11 protein-coding genes are annotated in these 19504 nt (G+C 61.4%); 5 read left to right on the top strand and 6 right to left on the bottom strand.

Going from position 1 to position 19504, the window contains the following annotated elements; translation table 11 throughout:
- Positions 1-54 precede the first annotated feature (54 nt).
- From I4W09_RS00980 to metK, 3 genes are all read right to left on the bottom strand, one after another.
- A complete protein-coding gene (locus tag I4W09_RS00980) occupies positions 55-1788 on the bottom strand; it encodes a L,D-transpeptidase (RefSeq protein WP_230318586.1) in 1734 nt (577 codons plus the stop codon).
- 149 nt (positions 1789-1937) lie between these two features.
- Positions 1938-3545 (bottom strand): L-serine ammonia-lyase, iron-sulfur-dependent, subunit alpha, encoded by a 1608-nt coding sequence (gene sdaAA / locus I4W09_RS00975; RefSeq protein WP_196031301.1) that lies wholly within the window; start codon positions 3543-3545, stop codon positions 1938-1940.
- A gap of 311 nt (positions 3546-3856) precedes the next feature.
- Complete coding sequence (gene metK / locus I4W09_RS00970) at positions 3857-5137, bottom strand: methionine adenosyltransferase (protein ID WP_196031300.1); 1281 nt, start codon at positions 5135-5137, stop codon at positions 3857-3859.
- A 299-nt stretch (positions 5138-5436) separates the two neighbouring features.
- Here metK and gltX point away from each other — a divergent pair, with 299 nt between their 5' ends.
- The 5 genes from gltX (at position 5437) to I4W09_RS00945 (ending at position 12647) form a co-directional block, all read left to right on the top strand.
- On the top strand, positions 5437-6912 hold the full coding sequence (gene gltX / locus I4W09_RS00965; protein ID WP_196031299.1) for a glutamate--tRNA ligase: 1476 nt from the start codon (positions 5437-5439) through the stop codon (positions 6910-6912).
- Positions 6913-7001: 89 nt separating this feature from the next.
- The gene (gene priA, locus I4W09_RS00960; protein WP_230318585.1) at positions 7002-9455 is read left to right on the top strand and encodes a replication restart helicase PriA; all 2454 of its coding nucleotides are present in this window, start codon (positions 7002-7004) and stop codon (positions 9453-9455) included.
- Positions 9456-9473: 18 nt separating this feature from the next.
- Complete coding sequence (gene def / locus I4W09_RS00955) at positions 9474-10010, top strand: peptide deformylase (RefSeq protein WP_117635192.1); 537 nt, start codon at positions 9474-9476, stop codon at positions 10008-10010.
- 319 nt (positions 10011-10329) lie between these two features.
- Positions 10330-11250: a methionyl-tRNA formyltransferase gene (gene fmt, locus I4W09_RS00950; protein WP_196031297.1), complete on the top strand. Its 921-nt coding sequence runs from the start codon at positions 10330-10332 to the stop codon at positions 11248-11250.
- Complete coding sequence (locus tag I4W09_RS00945; protein ID WP_196031296.1) at positions 11247-12647, top strand: RsmB/NOP family class I SAM-dependent RNA methyltransferase; 1401 nt, start codon at positions 11247-11249, stop codon at positions 12645-12647. Before fmt ends, I4W09_RS00945 begins: the two co-directional genes overlap by 4 nt.
- A 483-nt stretch (positions 12648-13130) precedes the next feature.
- Here I4W09_RS00945 and I4W09_RS00940 read toward each other — a convergent pair whose 3' ends face one another.
- From I4W09_RS00940 to glgA, 3 genes are all read right to left on the bottom strand, one after another.
- Positions 13131-13367 (bottom strand): FmdB family zinc ribbon protein, encoded by a 237-nt coding sequence (locus tag I4W09_RS00940; RefSeq protein WP_196031295.1) that lies wholly within the window; start codon positions 13365-13367, stop codon positions 13131-13133.
- A gap of 88 nt (positions 13368-13455) precedes the next feature.
- Entirely contained in the window at positions 13456-16752 is a 3297-nt protein-coding gene (locus I4W09_RS00935) for a 4-alpha-glucanotransferase (RefSeq protein ID WP_196031294.1), read from the bottom strand.
- Positions 16753-17180: 428 nt separating this feature from the next.
- Positions 17181-19487, bottom strand: coding sequence for a glycogen synthase GlgA (gene glgA / locus I4W09_RS00930; protein ID WP_196031293.1), 2307 nt, complete (start codon positions 19485-19487; stop codon positions 17181-17183).
- Between the last annotated feature and the right edge of the window lie 17 nt (positions 19488-19504).

Genomic DNA, 19504 nt, shown 5'->3' with positions numbered 1-19504 from the left:
GGAACTGTTAGATTGGTCGCAGCAGCTCCATGTTGTAGGAATGTGCGCGTTGCACTACGAGTGGACAACCACGCACAGGCCGACTTTGATGCAGTCGTGAAGTGCCTTGGCGTCTGCCAGGCGCAGGTTGATGCAACCGTGGCTGCCGCACCACTTGTACGACTCGGCATTATCGAAGCTCTTGTCGTTTTGCCAGGTGGCGTCGTGGAAGCCGATCATATTGCCCTCGAACGGCATCCAGTAGCTCACCGGGCTCTCGTATTTGGGCTTACCGGTCTCGGGGTCCTTGGCTCCGATCAGGGTGCTGCCGCCGTCGTTGCTGTTGATCTGCCACACGCCCTCGGGGGTGGCGTCTTCGCCCGGTTTCCCGGAAATAAAGTTGGCCTCCCAAACGATATTGCCGTTCTCGTCGTAGTAGCGCGCGTGCTGCTCGGACAGATCGACATCGATGTATGCCTTCCAGTCGGGCTCTCCCTTTGCGGTAAAGGTGTCGGCCTTCTGGGAGTACTTGATCTCGATTTCGCCGGTCTGTTTGTTGTTAATGGCGTCCTCGACCTGCTTGGCGAGCGAGCTACTGTCGATGGACCAACCAAAGTCACCGCCTTCGACGGCGCACTGCTTGCCATCGGCGCGCGTCCACCAGCGAGTAGAGCCCACGGTATTAAAGCCGTTGGCGAGCTCGGCTGCCCAGCTGCTGATCTGCGACGAATCGAGCGTGGGGTTGGCCGGATCGGCAAAGCTGATCCACTGCAATACGGAGCTGCCATCAACCTTGCCGGCATCCTCGCCGTTGAGCTTGAGGGTCACGTTGACGCCCAGGAAGTTGTTGGCGGCATCGCATGCGGCCTGAATCTGATCATCGGTCAGCGTTCCATTGAGCGGCTCATAGGCATCGTTGCCGAGCTTGGAAAGATCTACGGTCTCGGCCAGCGAGGCAAGCTCGAGCTCGGCATATTTAATGACATGGTCGCGGTTGAGTTTTTCGTTGGAGCGCGCCTTCTCGACGGTAAACTTGCCGGCGCGCTCGTCATAGGAGCTATTGGCCTCGAACGTGCCCGAACGGCCCTCATTAAACTCGTCGATGGCGGCGCCCAGATCCTTCTCAAACTTCTTTTGGTCAAAGGTATCGGAGAGCATGGACAGGTCGACGTCTTGATCAAGATCGACTTCGTTGGAGGTAGCGGTTTTATTGGCCTTGCCGCTTAAGGATTCCACAAGGCGGACCGGCCATACAAAGGCTTCGTTGTGGCTGATGATTTCTTTTGCGGCAGCTTCGCCGTCGACGATGGGCTCATCGGACTCGGGCTGATAGGTCCAGCTAAAGTCATCGCCTGTCACGGCGAGCTTATAGTGCTTCCATGCCGAATTGACCTTGGTGGCGGCAGACGAAGCGTTGGAGAACGAGACGTCGACGCCGGCGATGGTGGTGTTGGGGTAGGCTACCTGCGAAAACGCTACGACGCCTACTATATAGACAATGACGATTAGGCCCAGGACGACAAATAACGTCGTCTTTTTGCCCGACTTATTGTTCTCGGCGGGTTTGCGCGCGGGGCCGCGATCGCCTCGAGCGTGCGTGGGGGGCTGCTTGGGCGCATTGCCGTTTGCCTGGCGCCGCTGACGTTGTTGACGCTGCTGTCGCTGTTGGTTCGGGTGTTGGGAAGCGTTTGCTGCACTACGCTGCTGACCGTGGCTCGGCGCGATAGGACGCGGCGACTGAACGCCGCCGGTGTGCCTGCTCGGCTGCTGCGGATCGGGAATCAGTTGAGTTCGATCGTTTTGCGACATCGTATGCATATCCTTCGATTTTCGCCTTGCGGTTCATCGTGTTTTTACTGGGCTTGCATTATAGCGATTGCCCTGCTGTTTGTGGTACGGAAACGGTGGCATTCAAAAGAGGTGGGACATTTGTCCCACCTTTGAGTCGTTCTTTGCCGCTATCCGCACACGCCGCATTTTGCACAGGCTGAAAGTGCGGCCGGAGCCTGCGCGATGCCGCCCTTTGCCGTCTCGCGCAGCGTGGCCGGCAACGCGTGGCCCACCGATAGCATGACATGTGCCATCTGGTCAAACGGCACCAGGCTCTTAATGCCTGCGAGGGCGAGTTGTGCCGAGCTAAAGGCCGCTGCCACGCCGATGGCGTTGCGGTTTTGGCAGGGCACCTCCACGAGGCCACCGACGGGGTCACAAACGAGGCCCAGCAGGTTACTCAGCGCGATGGAGCTGGCGTCGAGCGCCTGCTCGGGCGTGCCGCCGAGCATCTGCACCAGCGCGGCTGCTGCCATGGCGGCGGCGCTTCCCACCTCGGCCTGGCATCCGCCCTCGGCGCCGGCGACGCAGGCACTCGTGGTGAGGTTGAGGCCGATGGCGGCTGCGCAGTAGAGCGCGTCCATGACCTGCTCGTCGTCGAGCCGAAGGTGATCGGCAAGCGCCAGCACGCAGCCGGGCACAACACCTGCGGAGCCTGCCGTGGGGGCGGCGACGATCACTCCCATCGTGGCGGAGCGCTCGAGCACGGCCATCGCGCGGGCCACGGCGTCGGTCTGGACGACGCCCATCAGGCTTGCACTCAAATCGTTGCGGCCGGTGGCTTCGACGAGCTTGGCCTCGCCGCCGATAAGCCCGCCAAGCGAACGTTGCGGATTGGCGATGGGGGCCGTGGTCTCCTCGCGCATAACCTCGAGCACGCGGCGCATGGCGGCGACGGCGTGGGCCTCGCCGGTCAGACGCGCCTCGCGCACGGCCATGACGGCGCCGATGCTGAGCCGCAGTTCCTCGCACGCATCTAGCAGCTGCTCACCGTCGTCGAAGATCTCCTTGGCCGAGACGCCGGGGGAGAGCGACGAGGCAGAACCGGGGAGCTCGATAAACGTTGCGTAATCGACATTGTCGAGCTTGCGCAGCATGGGGACGACGGTGTCGTCGGGCGCGCCGTCGGTCTCAAAGACAGAGTAGGCCTGGCCGCCCACTTCGGTGCGGTAGGTGCGGCAGAAGGCGATGTTTACGTGGGCGTAGGCGAGCAGGTTGGTGAGCGCGGCGAGTACACCGGGGACGTCCTTGTGCGCCACGAAGAGCGTGGAATACATACCTGAGATGTCGACGCCGACGCCGTTAATGCGGCTGATGCGCATCTTGCCACCGCCCAGGCTCTCGCCGCGGACCTGTGCCGTGGCGCCCGTGTCGTCGACCATGTCGATGTCGACGGTATTGGGGTGGATGGAGGCGTCGTCGCCCTTGATGTCAAAGTGATATTCTAGGCCCTGCTCGCGCGCGAGGTCGAAGGCCTGCTTGATGTTCTCGTCATCGGTGTCGAGGCCCAGGATGCCCGCGACGAGCGCACGGTCGGTGCCGTGGCCGCGGTAGGTGTGGGCGAAGGAGTTCCACAGGCCAAAGGTGACTTTGGTGATGCGGCCTTCCAGCAGGCTGGCGGCAACTTGGGCGCACCGCAGGGCGCCGGCGGTGTGCGATGAACTGGGGCCGACCATGACGGGGCCCAAGATCTCGAATGCCGAGGTCGTAGCTAGTGTTTGCGGCTTGCCTGCCATGGGTTCTCCTTATCTATCCCGTCGTCCCGAGGGGCGGGGCATAAGGTCGCCTGCTCGGACAGTCCTGCTCGCACGGAGGCCACATTAAGTGGCCTCCGGCTCGTGCGGAACTCGCGATCGACCTTATGCCCCGCCCCTCGGGACTAAGGATACATGGTTGGAGTTGCTAGATGGCAAAATTCATTAGCTGGGAACTTGTCTTACCATGCTTATCGAGACATCTTCACCACCGTTAATATAAAAAAGAAGTACCGGTTGGGGCCGGTACTTCTTTTGGTGCGTTGTTTTTGGCTGTAGCTTTTCGGGTTAGCTTACAGGCCGCAGGCTGCTTTGAGTTCTTCGACTCGGTCGGTTTTTTCCCAGGTGAAGTCGGCGTCTTCGCGGCCAAAGTGACCGTAGGCTGCCGTCTTTTCGTAGATGGGGCGACGCAGGTCCAGGTCGCGGATGATGGCGCCCGGGCGCAGGTCGAAGGTCTTCTCTACGGCCTCGACGATCTTGTCCTCGGCAACATGTGCGGTACCGAAGGTGTCGACCATGATTGAAAGGGGCTTGGAAACGCCGATGGCGTAGGCAAGCTCGACTTCGCAGCGGTCGGCTAGGCCGGCGGCGACCACGTTTTTGGCGACCCAGCGCGCGGCATATGCGGCGGAGCGGTCGACCTTGGTGCAGTCCTTGCCGCTAAAGGCACCGCCGCCGTGACGGCCGTAGCCGCCGTAGGTGTCGACGATGATCTTGCGGCCAGTGAGGCCCGTGTCGCCCATGGGGCCGCCCACGACAAAGCGACCGGTGGGGTTCACGTAGATGTCCGCGTTGTCCCACGGCATGTTCTCGGCGGCCATGACCGGGGTGATGACGTGCTCGATGAGGTCGGCCTTGATCTTGCCCATGTCCTCGATCTCGGCGGCGTGCTGCGTGGAGATGACGATCGTCGTGACCTCGACGGGCTTGCCTTCCTCGTAGCGCACGGTGACCTGGGTCTTGCCGTCGGGACGCAGATAGGCGAGGGTACCGTCGTGACGCACGGCGGCCAGGCGCTCGGCCAGGCGGCTTGCCAGGTAGTGTGGCATGGGCATGAAGGTCTTGGTCTCGTTGGAGGCATAACCGAACATCATGCCCTGGTCGCCGGCACCGATCAGGTCGATCGGGTCGGTGGTGGCGCCGGTCTGGGTCTCGAAGGACTCGTCGACGCCCTGGGCGATATCGGGCGACTGTTCGTGGATGAGGCTCATAACGCCGCAGGTGTCGCAGTCAAAACCGAACTTGGCACGGTTGTAGCCAATGCGGCGGATAACACCGCGGGCGATTTCCTGTACGTCGACGTAGGCCTGGGTGCGAATCTCGCCGGCGACGATGACGGTGCCGGTGGTCACGAGGGTCTCGCAGGCGCAACGGACGTTCTCCACGTTGGCAGGCACGCCGTTGGGGGCGATGTAGCCCTGCTCCTGGAGCTCTATTTCTTTGGCGAGGATTGCGTCGAGGACGGCGTCGCTGATCTGGTCAGCGATCTTATCGGGATGACCTTCGGTCACCGACTCCGACGTAAAAACAAAGGACCCGTGTTGGGGCGGAATGGAACGAAGTTCTTCTGACATGATTGTCCTTTCAAAAAACGTGTCCCGGCGACCGTTACCATTCCGCCGGGCTCTCTATGCAAGGGCACATCATAGCGCGTAAATCAAACATTCACACCCTTTCCGCACCTACTCATTGGGGACAGACTTAAATGATCAGCCTTGCCTAAGTGCCGACAGGTTGCCCAAAGACTGGTCATTTAAGTCTGTCCCCAATGAGTAGGTCCCCAATGATTGGGTCGGTGCCCTTTGTGCGGAGGTTGCTTTGATGCTTTATACTGGTGCGGTTAGACATCCATCCTGCAATCGAGGAGATTTCCATGGCATCAGACGTTCGCGTCCGCTTTGCACCCTCACCGACGGGCAAGCTGCACATCGGCGGCGCCCGCACCGCTATCTATAACTGGGCTTTCGCCCGTGCAAACGGCGGCACGTTCATCCTGCGCATCGACGACACCGACCCCACCCGCTCCACCGACGAGAACACGCAGATCATCCTGCGCGCCATGCGTTGGCTGGGCCTGGACTGGGACGAGGGTCCCGAGGTGGGCGGCGATTTTGGCCCCTACGCCCAGACCGAGCGCCTGGACCTGTACAAGCAGGCCGCCCAGAAGCTTTGGGACGAGGGCAAGGCCTATCCCTGCTTCTGCACCAAGGAGCAGCTCGACGCCGACCGCAAGGCCGCGCAGGAGCGCAAGGACCCCTTCCAGGGCTATCAGCGCCGTTGCCGCAATCTTGATCCCGAGGAGGCCCGCCGTCGCATCGAGGCCGGCGAGTCCTACGTCCTTCGCATCAAGGTGCCCGAGGACCGCGGCGACGTCGTTATCCACGATGCCGTCCACGGCGAGGTGACCTTCGATGCCAAGGAGCTCGACGACTTTGTCATCTTCCGCTCCGATGGCACGCCCACGTACAACTTCGCGACTGTCGTCGACGACGCCATGATGAAGATCACCCATGTCATCCGCGGCGACGACCACCTTTCCAACACCCCGCGCCAGGTCATGGTCTACGAGGCCCTCGGCGCGCCCGTGCCCACGTTCGCCCATATTTCCATGATTCTGGGCGCCGACGGCAAGAAGCTTTCCAAGCGCCATGGCGCCACCTCGGTGGAGGAGTACCGCGACGCGGGTTACCTGCCCGACGCGTTCGTCAACTACCTGGCGCTGCTTGGCTGGTCGCTCGACGGCGAGACCACGATCATCCCGCGCGATGTCTTGGCCAGCAAGTTCTCGCTCGACCGCATCTCCAAGAACCCGGCGACCTTCGATCCCAAAAAGCTCGACTGGGTCAATGCCGAGTACATCAACGGCATGTCCGACGCTCAGTTTGCCGACGAGATCATGGTCCCCGAGCTGCACGAGGCGGGCCTCATCGAGGGTAACGTCGAGTACGGCGAGGACTGGATCGACGCGCTTGCCGCCATCGTCAAGCCGCGCACCAAGATGCCGGCCGACGCCGTGACCGTCGCCGCCCCCATCTTTGCCACGGCCGAGACGCTCGAGTATGACGAGAAGTCCGTCAACAAGGGCCTGGCCAAGGAGGGCATGGGTGCCATTCTGGACGCCGCCAAGGCCGCGCTCGAGGGTGTTACCGAGTGGACCGCCGAGGCCATCGACGCCGCGCTTGAGCCGCTGCCCGAGCAGATGGACCTCAAGAAGCGCGTGGTGTTCCAGGCCGTGCGCGTCGCCATCTGCGGCAACATGGCGAGCCCTCCGCTGGGCGAGACCATGGCACTCGTCGGCCGCGATGACTGCCTGGCGCGCATCGACCGCGCCCGCACGATGGCGTTGTAACAGTCGCGTAAACGCATGTATCCGAGCCCCGCTCACCACGAGTGGGGCTCTTGTTTCTAAAGACGTATGGGATGGGAGGTACAGAGACCATGGCCGAGCAACTATCGCTGTTTGGTTCGCCTGAACCGGAGGAAGCTCCGAAGTCTGCGGCCCCTGCCGCCGCCCCGGCGCAGCCCGATTTCGCACCCGAACCCATCGCCGCCTACTCGAGCGTGGTCCTCGACATCCCGACCCGTGCGCTGTCCGAACCGTTTGCCTATGGCATTCCGCAGTCACTCGCCAACGATGTCCAGATCGGCTCCACCGTTCTAGTTCATTTTGGCAATCGTGCCGCCGCAGGCTACATCGTCGATATTGCACCCGAGCTGGGCGACCTGCAAGGCAACGACGCTCTCGATCCCGCGCGCATCAAGCCTATCGAGGCCATCCTCAGCAAGGCGCTCTTTACCGCCGAGGCCGCCCGCATTGCGCGTTGGATGAGCCGCGAGTATGTCGCGACGCTTTCCGAATGTCTGCGCCTGTTCTTGCCTCCGGGCGGCAGCCCGCGTGTTGTTAAGGGCGACGACGGGGCGTGGACAGTTGAGCGCCCAGCCGTCAAGCCTATCCAAAACCGTTGGGTGATGCTCACTCCCGAGGGCTTTGACTATACGCCGCCCAAGACTGCCGTTCGTCAGCGGCAGCTCATCGAGGCGCTCCAGTGCGGGCCGGTCACGACGCGCGACCTCAACCTGCTCTACAACAGCATGTCGGCGACCATCAAGGCGCTTGAAAAACGCGGTGTCGTGGTGGTGGAGGAGCGCCGTGCCTGGCGCGGCTGCAGCGAGCAGACTACGCTGTCCTCCGCGAGCGGCAAGGCGCCGGTCGCGCTCACGAACGGCCAGCAGCAGGCGCTCGCGCAGATTGAGCGCGCTCGTCTGGATGCGCACGGCGACGTGGTGCTCGTGGACGGCGTTACGGGCTCCGGCAAAACCGAGGTCTACCTCTCCGCTATCGAGCGCGTGCTCGCGGCCGGCCGCTCAGCGTGCGTGCTTGTGCCCGAGATCTCGCTGACGGCTCAAACCGTCGGTCGCTTCCGCTCGCGCTTTGGCGAGACGGTCGCCGTGTTCCATTCGCGCCTTTCGGCCGGCGAGCGCCTGGACCAGTGGGACATGGTCGCCAGCGGTGCAGCCCGTGTTGTCGTCGGCGCGCGTTCGGCGCTTTTTTGCCCGCTCTGCGACCTGGGCCTCATCATCATCGACGAGGAGCACGAGACCAGCTATAAGCAGGGCTCCAGTCCGCGCTACCATGCGCGCGAGGTGGCGGCCGAGATGGCGCGCCGCTATCGCTGCCCGCTCGTGTTGGGCTCGGCCACGCCTTCTGCCGAGGCCCTCGACCGCTGTCGCCGCGGCACGTACAACGGTGCCACGTGGACGCGCGTCGAGATGCCCGAGCGCCCGGGACATGCCGTGCTACCCACGGTTCGCATTGCCGACCTGCGCCGCGAGTTTTCGCACGGCAGCCGCTCCATGTTCTCAAAACCGCTGATGGAATGCTTGGAACGTGTTGTCGAGCGCCGCGAGAAGGCCGTGCTGCTGCACAACCGCCGCGGTTTTGCGCCGTTTTTGATGTGCCGCGAGTGCGGCTGCGTTCCCACCTGCAACCACTGCTCCACGGCGCTTACGTACCACGAACGCACCCATACGCTGCAGTGCCACACCTGTGGTTCGTCCTGGCGCGTGCAGCCGTATCCTGCACCCACGAGTCGCTGTCCCAAATGCGGTAGCCGTTACCTGGCAAAAATGGGCCTGGGCACGCAGCAGATCGAGGACGCGCTGCACCAGATGCTGCCCGAGGATGTCGCCATCATTCGCATGGATGCCGATTCCACGCGCGGCAAGGACGCACACAAAAAGCTTCTCGAGCAGTTCGATGCCGCCGATTGCGCGGTGCTGCTGGGTACCCAGATGATCGCAAAAGGTCTCGATTTTCCCGAGGTCACGCTCGTGGGCGTTGTCAATGCCGACTTTGCGCTGAAGCTGCCCGATTTTAGAGCAGGGGAGCGCGCCTACGATCTGCTGGAGCAGGTCGCGGGCCGCGCCGGCCGCGGCGATCGCTCTGGCGAGGTTATCATCCAGACCTATCTGCCCGAGGACCCGGTCATCCGCGCCGTCGCCGAGCACGATCGCTCGATCTTTACCGACTACGACCTGGGCCAGCGTCGCGACGCACTGTATCCGCCGTTCGTGCGCCTGGTCAACATTTTGGTGTGGTCGGCGAATCGTGCTAATGCGCAGGACTATATCGGGCGCATCGCAAGGCTGCTCAAGCGTCGTTGGCATGCCGCCGCTCCCGACTTTTTGCGGGCGGGCAGCGCGGTGCCCCAGGTGCTTGGTCCGGCTTCGTGTGTAATCGAGAGAGCCAAGGACCGTTACCGCTTCCATCTGCTTGTAAAGTCGCCGGTAGGGTACCATGTCTCTGATGATATCGACGCCTGCCTCAAAGAGGTGGGCTCCGTGCGCGGCGTGAGCGTGAGCGTTGACGTCGACGCCTATGATTTGATGTAACAACTCGAAAGGATGGCCATGGAAGCCAACGGAATCGTACTGTCGCCCGACCCTCGTCTGCGCCAGGAGTGCGCAGTCATCGAGGAGATCACCCCGGCGATCGAGGCGCTTGCCGAGAAGATGAAGAAGATGATGTTCGACAACGGCGGTTGCGGCCTGGCTGCCCCGCAGATCGGCGAGCTTATTCAGCTCGTCACCATCGACTGCGATTACAGCGACAAGAACGACTATGACCCCTACGTGCTCATCAACCCTGTCATTGTTGAGCAGAGCGACCACCTGGTGCCGTTTAGCGAGGGCTGCCTCTCTATCCCTGGCATTAGCTGCGAGATCGAGCGTCCCGATCATGTTGTCGTCGAGGCGTACGACCTGGATGCCAACCTGATTCGTTACGAGGCCTCGGGCGACCTGTTCTGCGTGTGCCTGCAGCATGAGATCGATCACCTGCACGGCAACACCATGTTTGAGCGACTGAAGCCCATGCAGAGGATCAAGGCAGTCAAGGAGTACCAGGACGCCCTGGCCCGCGGCGCTCGACCGGGCGAGACGGAGTAGGTCGTCCGTCCCCGGGGCGCCCGCCTATATCATCCCGTGCTCAAACATTCTCGCTGCGCTGCGAAACTGCGCGCGGGACGATATAGGCGGGCGCCCCGGGGACTACGTTGACGCTGCTTGTCTCGCCCGGGTGCCATCGGGCCAGGGAGGGGCGTCTTCGCTGATAGGTGCTTTGTTGGGAGGGCTGCTTTTATGCGGCTCTTTCTTTGGTTTTGGGTATATTTGTTCTTGTTGAATTGTTATTGCGGATGGGCCGTGTACTTGGCTTTCCGCCGTTATTTGTAGCTGTCTCGGCTTTGGTTGAGGGGAGACGTTCTTTATGCGTATTGTGTTTATGGGTACGCCTGATTTTGCTGTGCCTTCGCTGACTTCGCTTGTTGAGGCTGGGAATGAGATTGCGCTTGTCATTACTCGTCCCGATGCTGTTCGTGGGCGTGGTAAGAAGCTTGAGCCTTCTCCTGTTAAGGCCAAGGCGCTTGAGCTGGGGTTGCCGGTTGTTGAGGCCAATCGTATGACGCCCGAGGTTGTCGAGTCGCTTCAGGCTGCGCAGGCTGATATATTCTGCGTGGCTGCCTATGGCTGCATTTTGCCCGATGAGGTGCTGCATATGGCGCCGCTTGGTATTGTGAATGTTCATGCTTCGCTGTTGCCGCGTTGGCGTGGCGCCGCTCCCATTCAGCGTGCGATTCTTGCTGGTGATGAGGTTGCCGGCGTTTCCATTATGCGTATTGGGCATGGCGTGGATACGGGCGCTTATTGCGCGCAGGCCTCGACCTCGGTTGCCGGTAAGCATGCCGAGGCACTGACGATGGAGCTTGGCGAGCTGGGTGGTAAGCTGCTGGCCGATACGTTGCCCTCGCTTGCCGATGATACGGCGGTGTGGACCGAGCAGGATGAGTCCCTTGTCACGCATGCTGCCAAGATTTCCAAGCAGGAGATGCGTCTGGATCCGCAGATGGGGGCGTTCGATTGTGTGCGTCACGTGCTGGCTTCGTCCGACACCGCACCCGCTCGCTGCGTGATTGCCGGCAAGACCGTGCGTGTGCTCGATGCCGCGCCTGCCGACCTGTCGCTTGCCGAGGGCCTTGTTGCCGTTAAGAACAAGCGTGTTTACCTGGGTCTTTCCGATGGTGCGGTAGAGCTGCTCGAGGTTAAGCCCGACGGCAAGCGTGCCATGGCTGCTTCTGCCTGGGCTGCCGGCCTGCAGGGTGCCGATCTTACGTGGGGTGTTTTGTCATGAGCAAGCTTTCCCCCGCGCGCAAGCTCGCACTCGATGTGCTGATGGAGGCCGACCGTCGCGGCATGTATGCGCGTGACGTGCTCTCTGCTCGCGCTACGGCCAAGGCTATTGACCAGCGCGATTCCGCGTTTGCCGCTCGCCTGGCACTGGGTGTTGCCGCGACGCAGGGCATTTTGGACGAGCTGCTCGATCAGTTCCTCGATAAGCCCAAAAAGGTCGCGCCGCGTGTTCGCATGGCGCTTCGCATCTCGGCCTTTGAGATGCTCTACCTGCATACCCCTGGCCGCGTTGCCGTGAGCCAGGGTGTTGAGCTGGTTCGCAGCGGCGCTAAATCGGCTGCCGGTTTGGCGAACGCCGTGCTGCATAAGGTTGCGGACAACGTTGAGGACTTTGCCACTGCGGCGGATGCCGATGAGTCCGAGCGCCGATTGGTTCGCCTGTCTCGCCTGATGGGCATGCCGCGCTGGCTGTGCGCTCGCATTATGGCCTCGTTCGATACGCCCGAGGGCGCGCTCAACTTTGCCGGAAATCTTGCGCCCGCGCCGCTCGCTTTGCACGAGAACGCCTTTGCAACCAAGCCTGATCCGTACCTATCGCAGCTTGTGGCGCCGGTATTCCCGGGCTGCCATGCGCCGGTCGATGCGCAGGCCACGGTTGCGTCGGGTGTGTTTGAGCGCGCGGCTGCCGTGGCCTCGGACCTTAACGCTCAGCTTATCGCTACTGCGGCTACTCGTCCCGGGCGCTGCCTAGAGATTGGCGCCGGTCGTGGTACCAAGACGTATGTGATGATGTGCCAGGCTAAGCGTGCCGGCTACGACCGTCAGCACACTGCACTCGATTTGCACGATCGCAAGTGTGACCAGAATCTCGCGCGTCTGCATAAGGCGGGTATTACGGGTGTTCGCACGGTTTCGGGCGATGCCTGCGAGCTTGACGAGGTCCTCACGTCGTTCGACGCGATGCTTGGTAAACCCGTTCTGTTCGATACAGTGTTTATCGATGCCCCATGCTCTGGCACCGGAACCATGCGTCGTCATCCCGAGATTCCCTGGCGCCTTGCCGAAAGCGATGTGACGTGCGAGCTGCCCAAGCTGCAACTGACGATGCTCAAGGAAGCAGCCGCGCGCGTAGCTGCCGGCGGCGAGCTCATATATGCGACGTGTTCGGTCTTTGATGAGGAGAACGCGCAGGTCGTGGATGCGTTTTTGGCTTCGCCTGAGGGCGCAGGCTTTAGACTGGTACCCCTCTCCGAGGCGCAAATCCTGCAGCTCCCCGAGTTTGAACAAGCCAAGAAGCTCGTCTCCGTACGCCAAAACGACCGCGGACTTTTCCAAAGCGTGCCGGTAAACGCCGACTCCTACGACGGCCACTTCTGCGCCCGCCTGGTCCGCAAGTAACAACTAAGTTGCGGTGAAATAGGGATTGAAAAGCTGCTTCTACCTGCTAAACAGTCCTTATTTCACCGCAACTCAGGCGGTCATGCGAGCGGAGATCGCAATAGCGGTATTGAGTGGTAAAAATAGCTCTGTCTCAAACTTGCTGCTATCAAAAGTAGGGCGGATTACGGGGCCAGATTGGTGATGTCCGGCCATAGCAAAAATGGCCTAAATAAAACCGCAGGTAGATGGCTTGTTGAAATTTGCAAATGACCGGAATGGATAGAGGTTGTCAATTCAGCCCCGTAATCCGGCAGAGTTTTGAAATGTTACATACATAGCATCAGCCCGAAATCTCGTCTATAGAAAAGTTGCGGTGGAATAGTTCCTGTTTGGCCGTTGGATGGGCCGATTCAGGAACTATTTCACCGCAACTCATAAGGAAACCTGGGTAGCTAAAGAATCAGCCCCGCGATTGGTTTCGGTCGCGGGGCTGATTGGTTTCTAGTGATTATGCGGGCAGTTGGCGCAGCAGCCGTTGGTGGCGCTGGTGCTGGAGCCGCCACTGCGCTGGTCGGTGTTGTAGAAACCGCTGCCGTCGAACTTAATGCCGCTGGCCGAGAACGTCTTGGATGCCGGGGCACCGCAGCTGGGGCATACGACCTCGGGCGTCTCGGTCATGGGATGCTCAACCTCAAACACGTTGCCGCAGCTCGTGCACTTGTAATCGTAGCGCGCCATAATACTTCCTTTTCAGCACAAAGCGGGCAGATCACTCTGCCCGCAAAAATTCAAACAGCTGTAACTGTACCCTATATCCGGGGTTTTATCACGCTTCGCCCCAGAATCTATGGGTGCTGCGCAGGAGCTTCGCAGTTTTCTCCTCAGCCGCAGCAATGTCGGCCTCCTGCGCCTGCCAGGTCCAGTTGCCCGTGGCCACGCCCGGCACGTTCATACGTGCATCGTCGCCCAGCCCCAGCACGTCCTGCAGCGGCATCATCACGAGCGGAGCATCGCTTGCCAGGGCATCGCCCATGAGCTCGCTTGCCAATGCAATGCCGCTCGGGTCGTCGCCGCCCGCAAAGGAATGCGTGCACCATCCGGCAAGCGTCGAGGTGTCGTGCGTCGAGGTGTACAGGATCTTGCCAGGCGTGGGATGAATTCCGCAGCGAACGTCGTAGTTGCTAAACTCCAGCACGTCCATGCCGGGGAAACCGCAGGTCGAAGCCATGGCGCGAACGCCAGGCGTCAGATAGCCTAGATCCTCGACGATAAAGTTGAGCGGACCCAGCTCGTCGTAGGCGGTCTGGAACAGGTCTTTGCCTGGTCCCGCAAGCCAGCGGCCGTCGGCACAGGCCTCGCCGGCGGGGATGCTAAAGTAGCTGTGGAAACCCAGGAAGTGGTCCAGGCGCACACGGTCGTAGAGCGCGAACGCACGACGCAGGCGATCCATCCACCAGCGATAGCCGTTCTTCTTCATGTGATCCCAGCGGAAGGTGGGGTTTCCCCACACCTGGCCCTCGGGCGCAAAGTTGTCGGGCGGCGCGCCCGAAATTTCAATCGCCTTGCCGGTGTCGGATAGCCAGAAGTTTTCGGGCTCGCTCCACGCGTCGGCCGAATCGTCCGAGACATACATCGGGATATCGCCGATGACCTCGATGCCCTTCTTGTGTGCATAGTTCATAAGCTCGCACCAGGCAAGGTCAAAGCGATACTGCATGTACGCCTGCAGCTCGGCCTCGTCGTGGAATCGCTTGTCATCGATCAGGTACTCGTTGTAGCGCGCGACATCCGCCGGCCAATCGTGGCGCGACAGTCCCTCAAAGTGCTTCTTTACCGCCATGTAGACGCAGTACTTCTCGAGCCAGTCGGCGTTGCGATGTTTAAACGCCGTGTACAGCGGGTCGGCATCCTCGCCGCCGCGGGCCTTCCAGGTGACGAAGTCGGCGGCCAGCTCCTCGTGGCTCTCGGGCAGCAGGTCGATATTGCCTGCAAAGGCCGAGGGGCCGGCATAGGGGGAGCGGAAGAAGTCCGTAGGATTGACGGGCAGGACCTGCCAGTAGCGCATGCCCATGGCGGCCAGGTGATCGATAAATCGACGCGTGGGCGCACCGATTGTGCCGGGCTTGCCGTCATCGGTCGGCACCGAGGTGATGTGGCACACGACGCCCGCGCCATGATCGAGCGGCTCCTGCAGGCGCTTCTCGGCATGGTGATAGATGATCGAAGAGCCCAGCGAGTACAGGTCGAGCGTGACTGTGCCGTTGTGGATTTCGCACTCGTGTCCGCTGATCACGTCGCTAGCACATTCGCCGAGCGCCGGGATCGTCACGCAGTGCGAATTGCGCAGGCTGCGGTTGATGATAACCGTCGCGGCCTCGCCGTCTTTGCCCGTGCGGGTGTAGGCCAAGACGTCGTCGTTGAGAGCGAAGGCCTTGATCTCGCCATTGACCATAAAGGGTAGCGCGCGGCGCACAGCAGACGCGTTCTTAACGATGGCCAACGTATCGAAGTCGTGGAGCTGGTCCTTGGTCGGCAGGGTACGGCGATTGCCCGGATCGGTGAGGCCCTCCAGGCCGTACTCGTCGCCATAATAGATCGAGGGCACTCCTGGGAAGGTCATCTGCATGAGCGTTGCCAACCAAAAACGGCTCTTGGCCAGGCCCATCGAGTTCTCGTCCAGGCGCCATTTGCTGCGCTCGCTCTCGGGCAGCTGCGACTCGTCGGGGCCACCACCGAGCACCGAGATAATGCGCGGGCGGTCGTGGCTCGAAAGCAGATTGAGCGCGCAGGCCAGTGCCTCGCGCGGGTAGTTCTCGCGCAGGGTCTCGATGTCCTCAGCAGCTTGATAGGCATTCTTGTAGCCCATCAAAAAGCCGATGACCATGTCGCGGAAGGGGTAGTCCATAGCGGAGTCGAGCTCAGAGCCCTGCAGGTAGCGGCGCAGGTGGCCATAGCTGATCTTGTTGGAGGCGTCTTCCCAGACCTCGCCGAGCAGCAGTGCGTCGGGCTTCTCGGCGAGCACGGCCTTTTTGATTTCGGCAAGGAAGTCGTCGGAAAGCTCGTCGGCCACGTCCAGGCGCCAACCATGGGCACCGGCGCGCAGCCATTTGCGGATCACGCCGTCCTTGCCCAGGAGCCGCTCGCGCACCAGTTCGGAGCTCTCGTTGATGGCGGGCATGTTGCCCACGCCCCACCAGCAGTCATACGAACCGTCTTCATGGAAGTAAAACGCATCGCGCCACGGCGAGTCCTCGCTCTGCCAAGCACCGACGCCGGGATAATTGCCGTAGCGGTTAAAGTAGATCGAATCGTCGCCCGTGTGGTTGAAGACGCCGTCCAGGATGATAGAAATGCCGAGCTTCTCGGCCGCCTGGCACAGCTCCGTAAAGTCCTGCTCGGTGCCCAGAATCGGGTCGATCTTGGTGTAATCGGCCGTGTCGTAGCGGTGGTTGCTCGCGGCCTCAAAGATGGGGTTGAGGTAGATGGCCGTAAAGCCTAGCTCGGCAATGCGGGGCAGGTCATTTTGGATACCCTTGAGCGAGCCGCCGTAAAAATCCCAGGTCTTGATGGAGCCGTCTTCGGCACGCTCGTACTCGGGCGGCTCGTTCCAGTCCTCGACCATGCGGCGCTGGATTCCGTTGCGCGGTTTTTCGATCTCGGCCAGCGTACGCTCGCGCCAATGCTCGTCGCGGGCATAGCGGTCGGGGAAGATCTGGTAGACCATGCCCCGCTCGTACCAGGTGGGACGGTTCTCGCGGTGCTTGTAGACGGTAATCTGGAACGACGGGACCTCGGCGTAGTCGTAGGTTACGCCCTCGCCGCCGGTGCGGCCCTGCGGTGCACCCAAGCGGACCTCGGGCTGGCCCTCGATATTGCAGATAAAGCTGTACCAGATAAGACAGGGCTCAGTGCACTCAAGCTCTACGGTAAATATGCCGTCGCCCTCGTGCGTCATGGGGTACAGAGACTCACCGATTTCATCGACCCAGGTACGCAGGGTGAGCGTTGCCTGGTTGGGGTCGGCATCCTCCAAAATCACCGAGAGCGAAACAGAAGTTCCAGCGGTCACGGCGCCAAAAGGAGTGCGAAACTGCGGTAGACGGCTGTTGTGAATCAATCTCATAATACGGTCCAGTTCAATAGAATCACGGCCTGCGGGCCATGGGCTTTACGCACAGGATGTAAGTATATCTGTTGTACACAGGCTGTATAAACAACATCCGTTTACCATCGGCGAACGGTTGTCCTAGAAAATCGTTTTACCATCCAAATTTTCGCGGTATTCGAAAACGCCCAGACGGATACTATTTGTTGTCAAACAAAAGTACATCGGTTTACTACGACGAATTGAATGATCTTAACCACGGTCATTTTTGTGATACTAAAACCGCAGGTAGAAGCGTTGTCAATTTCGTAGATTACTCGCCGTGGTCGGCCTGAGCCATTTTGTCGTAGTAAACCGCCCTCTTTTTAACGCAGAAGTTCAACCAAGAAGAGGGCGCCTGGTTGGGGCGCCCTCTTTTGCGTTGGATTAAGTTTTAATCGTCCAGACTAGCGACGCTTGCGGGTGGCCGTTGCCTTACGGACGGAGGTCTTCTTGGTCGGAGCCTTTTCCTCGGCCGGAGTGGCGGGGGAGACCGGGGCCTCCTTTGCGGGCTCGGTCTTTGCCGTAGCCTTCGGAGCGGTCTTGACCTCGGCGGCCTTCGGCGCCGGCTCGCCCTTTACCGCGGGCTTTTCCTCGGCCTTAGCCTTTGCCTTGGGAGCCGCAGCCTTGGTTGTGGTCTTCTTCGCCGTCGTCGTGGTGCGCTTGCGCGTGGTGGTCTTGGCGGCCGGCTTTGCCTCGACAGCGGGCTCGGCCTTGGACTCGGCGGGTGTCTCCTCGACTTTGGCGGCCGGCTTTGCGGCGGCCTTCGCGGTCGTCTTCGCCGTCGTCTTCGCGGCGGCCTTCGTCGTAGCAGCTTTGGTCGTCGTCGACTTCGTAGCCGTGGCCTTCTTGGCGGTCGTGGTCTTGGACGCGGTCGCCTTCTTGGCAGCGGTCTTGTCCGGAGCCTTTGCCGCAGGCTTAGCCTCGGCCTTTACCTCGGGAGCGGCCTCAGCCTCGGCGGTCTTCTTGGCAGCGGCGGCCGTGCGCTTACGCGTGGTCGATGCCTTGGCAGTAGTTGCCTTGGCAGTAGTTACCTTGGCAGCGGTGGTCTTGCTCGCAGCGGCCTTCGTTGTCGTGGTCTTCTTAGCCGTTGTCTTGCGGGTGGTCGTCTTCTTGGCGGCAGGTTTTGCTGCGGGCTTAACTTCGGCATCGGCAGCCGGCTTCTCCTCGGCCTTGGGCGCCTCGGCGGCAGCGGGCTCCTTAACGGGCGCCACAGCCGCAGCAGCCTCCACAGCCGCCGGCCTCTCAATCTCCGGATGCATAAAGAAGTACAGGTCCAGATACTTGTCGGCCGAGCGCGTCCAGCTAAAGTCCTGGCTCATGGCCTGCGTGACCAGCTGGTTCCAGGCATCGCGGTTGTCCCAGAACAGGCGTGCCGCGCGGAACACCGCGTCGCCCATCTCGTCGCCGTTAAAGTTGCTAAACGAGAAGCCCGTGCCCTCGCCGGTAAACTCGTTGTACGGCTGCACGGTGTCCTTCAGGCCACCGGTCTCGCGTACGATAGGCAGAGTGCCGTAGCGCATGGCGATGATCTGCGACAGGCCGCAGGGCTCAAACTTCGAAGGCATCAGGAACATATCGGCGGCGGCGTACATGCGCTGCGACAGCGCAGGATCGAACTCGATGCGCGCGGCCATGGTGCCGGGGTACTTGTCCTGGAAGTAGCGCAGGCCGTCCTCGTAGTCGCGGTCGCCGGTACCCAGCACGGCCACCTGAACGCCGCCGGACAGGATTCGGTCGAGCGCGTACATGACCAGGTCCATGCCCTTCTGGCGCGTCAGGCGCGTGACCATCACCATAAGCGGGCGGTCGTCGCGAACCTCGAGCCCCAGCTCTTCCTGCAGCTTGGTCTTGCACACGGCCTTGCCCCCACGGTCCTCAACCGTGTAGTTGGCGGCAATGCGCTTGTCGGTTGCCGGGTCAAAGGCCGCCACGTCAATGCCGTTGAGGATGCCCTGCAGCGCGTAGGAACGCTCGCGCAGCACGCCGTCCAGGCCCTCGCCAAACTCGGGTGTCTGGATCTCGCCCGCATAGGTGGGGCTCACCGTTGTGATGGCGTCGGCATAGTGCAGCGCGCCCAGCATGTAGTTGATGCTGCAGGCGTCGCAGCGCAGCTGCGAGGCGGCCGCCGGAATATGCGCCACACCCAGGATGTCCTCCATCACGGTGTCGCTAAACTGGCCCTGGAACGCCACGTTGTGGATCGAGAACACGGTCTTGACGCGGTCGTACAGCGGCAGGCCCTGGTAGAACTCGCGTAAGAACACTGGTGCCAGTGCCGTCTGCCAGTCGTTGCAATGCAGGATGTCGCACTCAAAGCCGGCCGGCAGGTGCTGCAGGCTCTCGGTGATGGCCTTGGAGAAGAACGCGAAGCGCTCGCCGTCGTCAAAGAAGCCGTACGGATAGTCGCGCGCAAAGTAGCGCTCGTTGTCCACGAACATATAGGTGACGCCGTCGTGCTCGAGCTTCTCGAGTCCACAGTACTCATTGCGCCAGCCCAGGCTCACGTAAAAGTCGGAGAAGTGCTCCATCTGCGCCTTGTACTCGTCCTTGATGGTGGCGTACTTGGGCACCATCACGATAACCTCGGCGCCGGCGCGCACGAGCGCCGCAGGCAGCGAGCCCGCCACGTCGCCGAGGCCACCGGTCTTAACAAACGGTGCGCACTCGGCCGAGGCAAACACGATCTGCATCTTTTTGCTGGTTTCTGCCATATTGTCTCCCATGTTGT

The organism is Collinsella aerofaciens, assembly GCF_015670795.1.
In the GTDB taxonomy this organism is placed as follows: Bacteria; Actinomycetota; Coriobacteriia; order Coriobacteriales; family Coriobacteriaceae; genus Collinsella; species Collinsella aerofaciens_Q.
The sequence above is the reverse complement of the archived record's forward strand: the minus strand, read 5'-3'. Positions and strand labels throughout refer to the sequence as shown.

Bases quoted from the DNA above. Each gene is read 5' to 3' on its own strand.
- def (WP_117635192.1), top strand. From the start codon at position 9,474: ATGGAAGCCAACGGAATCGTACTGTCGCCCGACCCTCGTCTGCGCCAG.
- fmt (WP_196031297.1), top strand. From the start codon at position 10,330: ATGCGTATTGTGTTTATGGGTACGCCTGATTTTGCTGTGCCTTCGCTG.
- I4W09_RS00940 (WP_196031295.1), bottom strand. From the start codon at position 13,367: ATGGCGCGCTACGATTACAAGTGCACGAGCTGCGGCAACGTGTTTGAG.
- I4W09_RS00935 (WP_196031294.1), bottom strand. From the start codon at position 16,752: ATGAGATTGATTCACAACAGCCGTCTACCGCAGTTTCGCACTCCTTTT.
- metK (WP_196031300.1), bottom strand. From the start codon at position 5,137: ATGTCAGAAGAACTTCGTTCCATTCCGCCCCAACACGGGTCCTTTGTT.
- I4W09_RS00980 (WP_230318586.1), bottom strand. From the start codon at position 1,788: ATGTCGCAAAACGATCGAACTCAACTGATTCCCGATCCGCAGCAGCCG.
- sdaAA (WP_196031301.1), bottom strand. From the start codon at position 3,545: ATGGCAGGCAAGCCGCAAACACTAGCTACGACCTCGGCATTCGAGATC.
- gltX (WP_196031299.1), top strand. From the start codon at position 5,437: ATGGCATCAGACGTTCGCGTCCGCTTTGCACCCTCACCGACGGGCAAG.
- priA (WP_230318585.1), top strand. From the start codon at position 7,002: ATGGCCGAGCAACTATCGCTGTTTGGTTCGCCTGAACCGGAGGAAGCT.
- glgA (WP_196031293.1), bottom strand. From the start codon at position 19,487: ATGGCAGAAACCAGCAAAAAGATGCAGATCGTGTTTGCCTCGGCCGAG.
- I4W09_RS00945 (WP_196031296.1), top strand. From the start codon at position 11,247: ATGAGCAAGCTTTCCCCCGCGCGCAAGCTCGCACTCGATGTGCTGATG.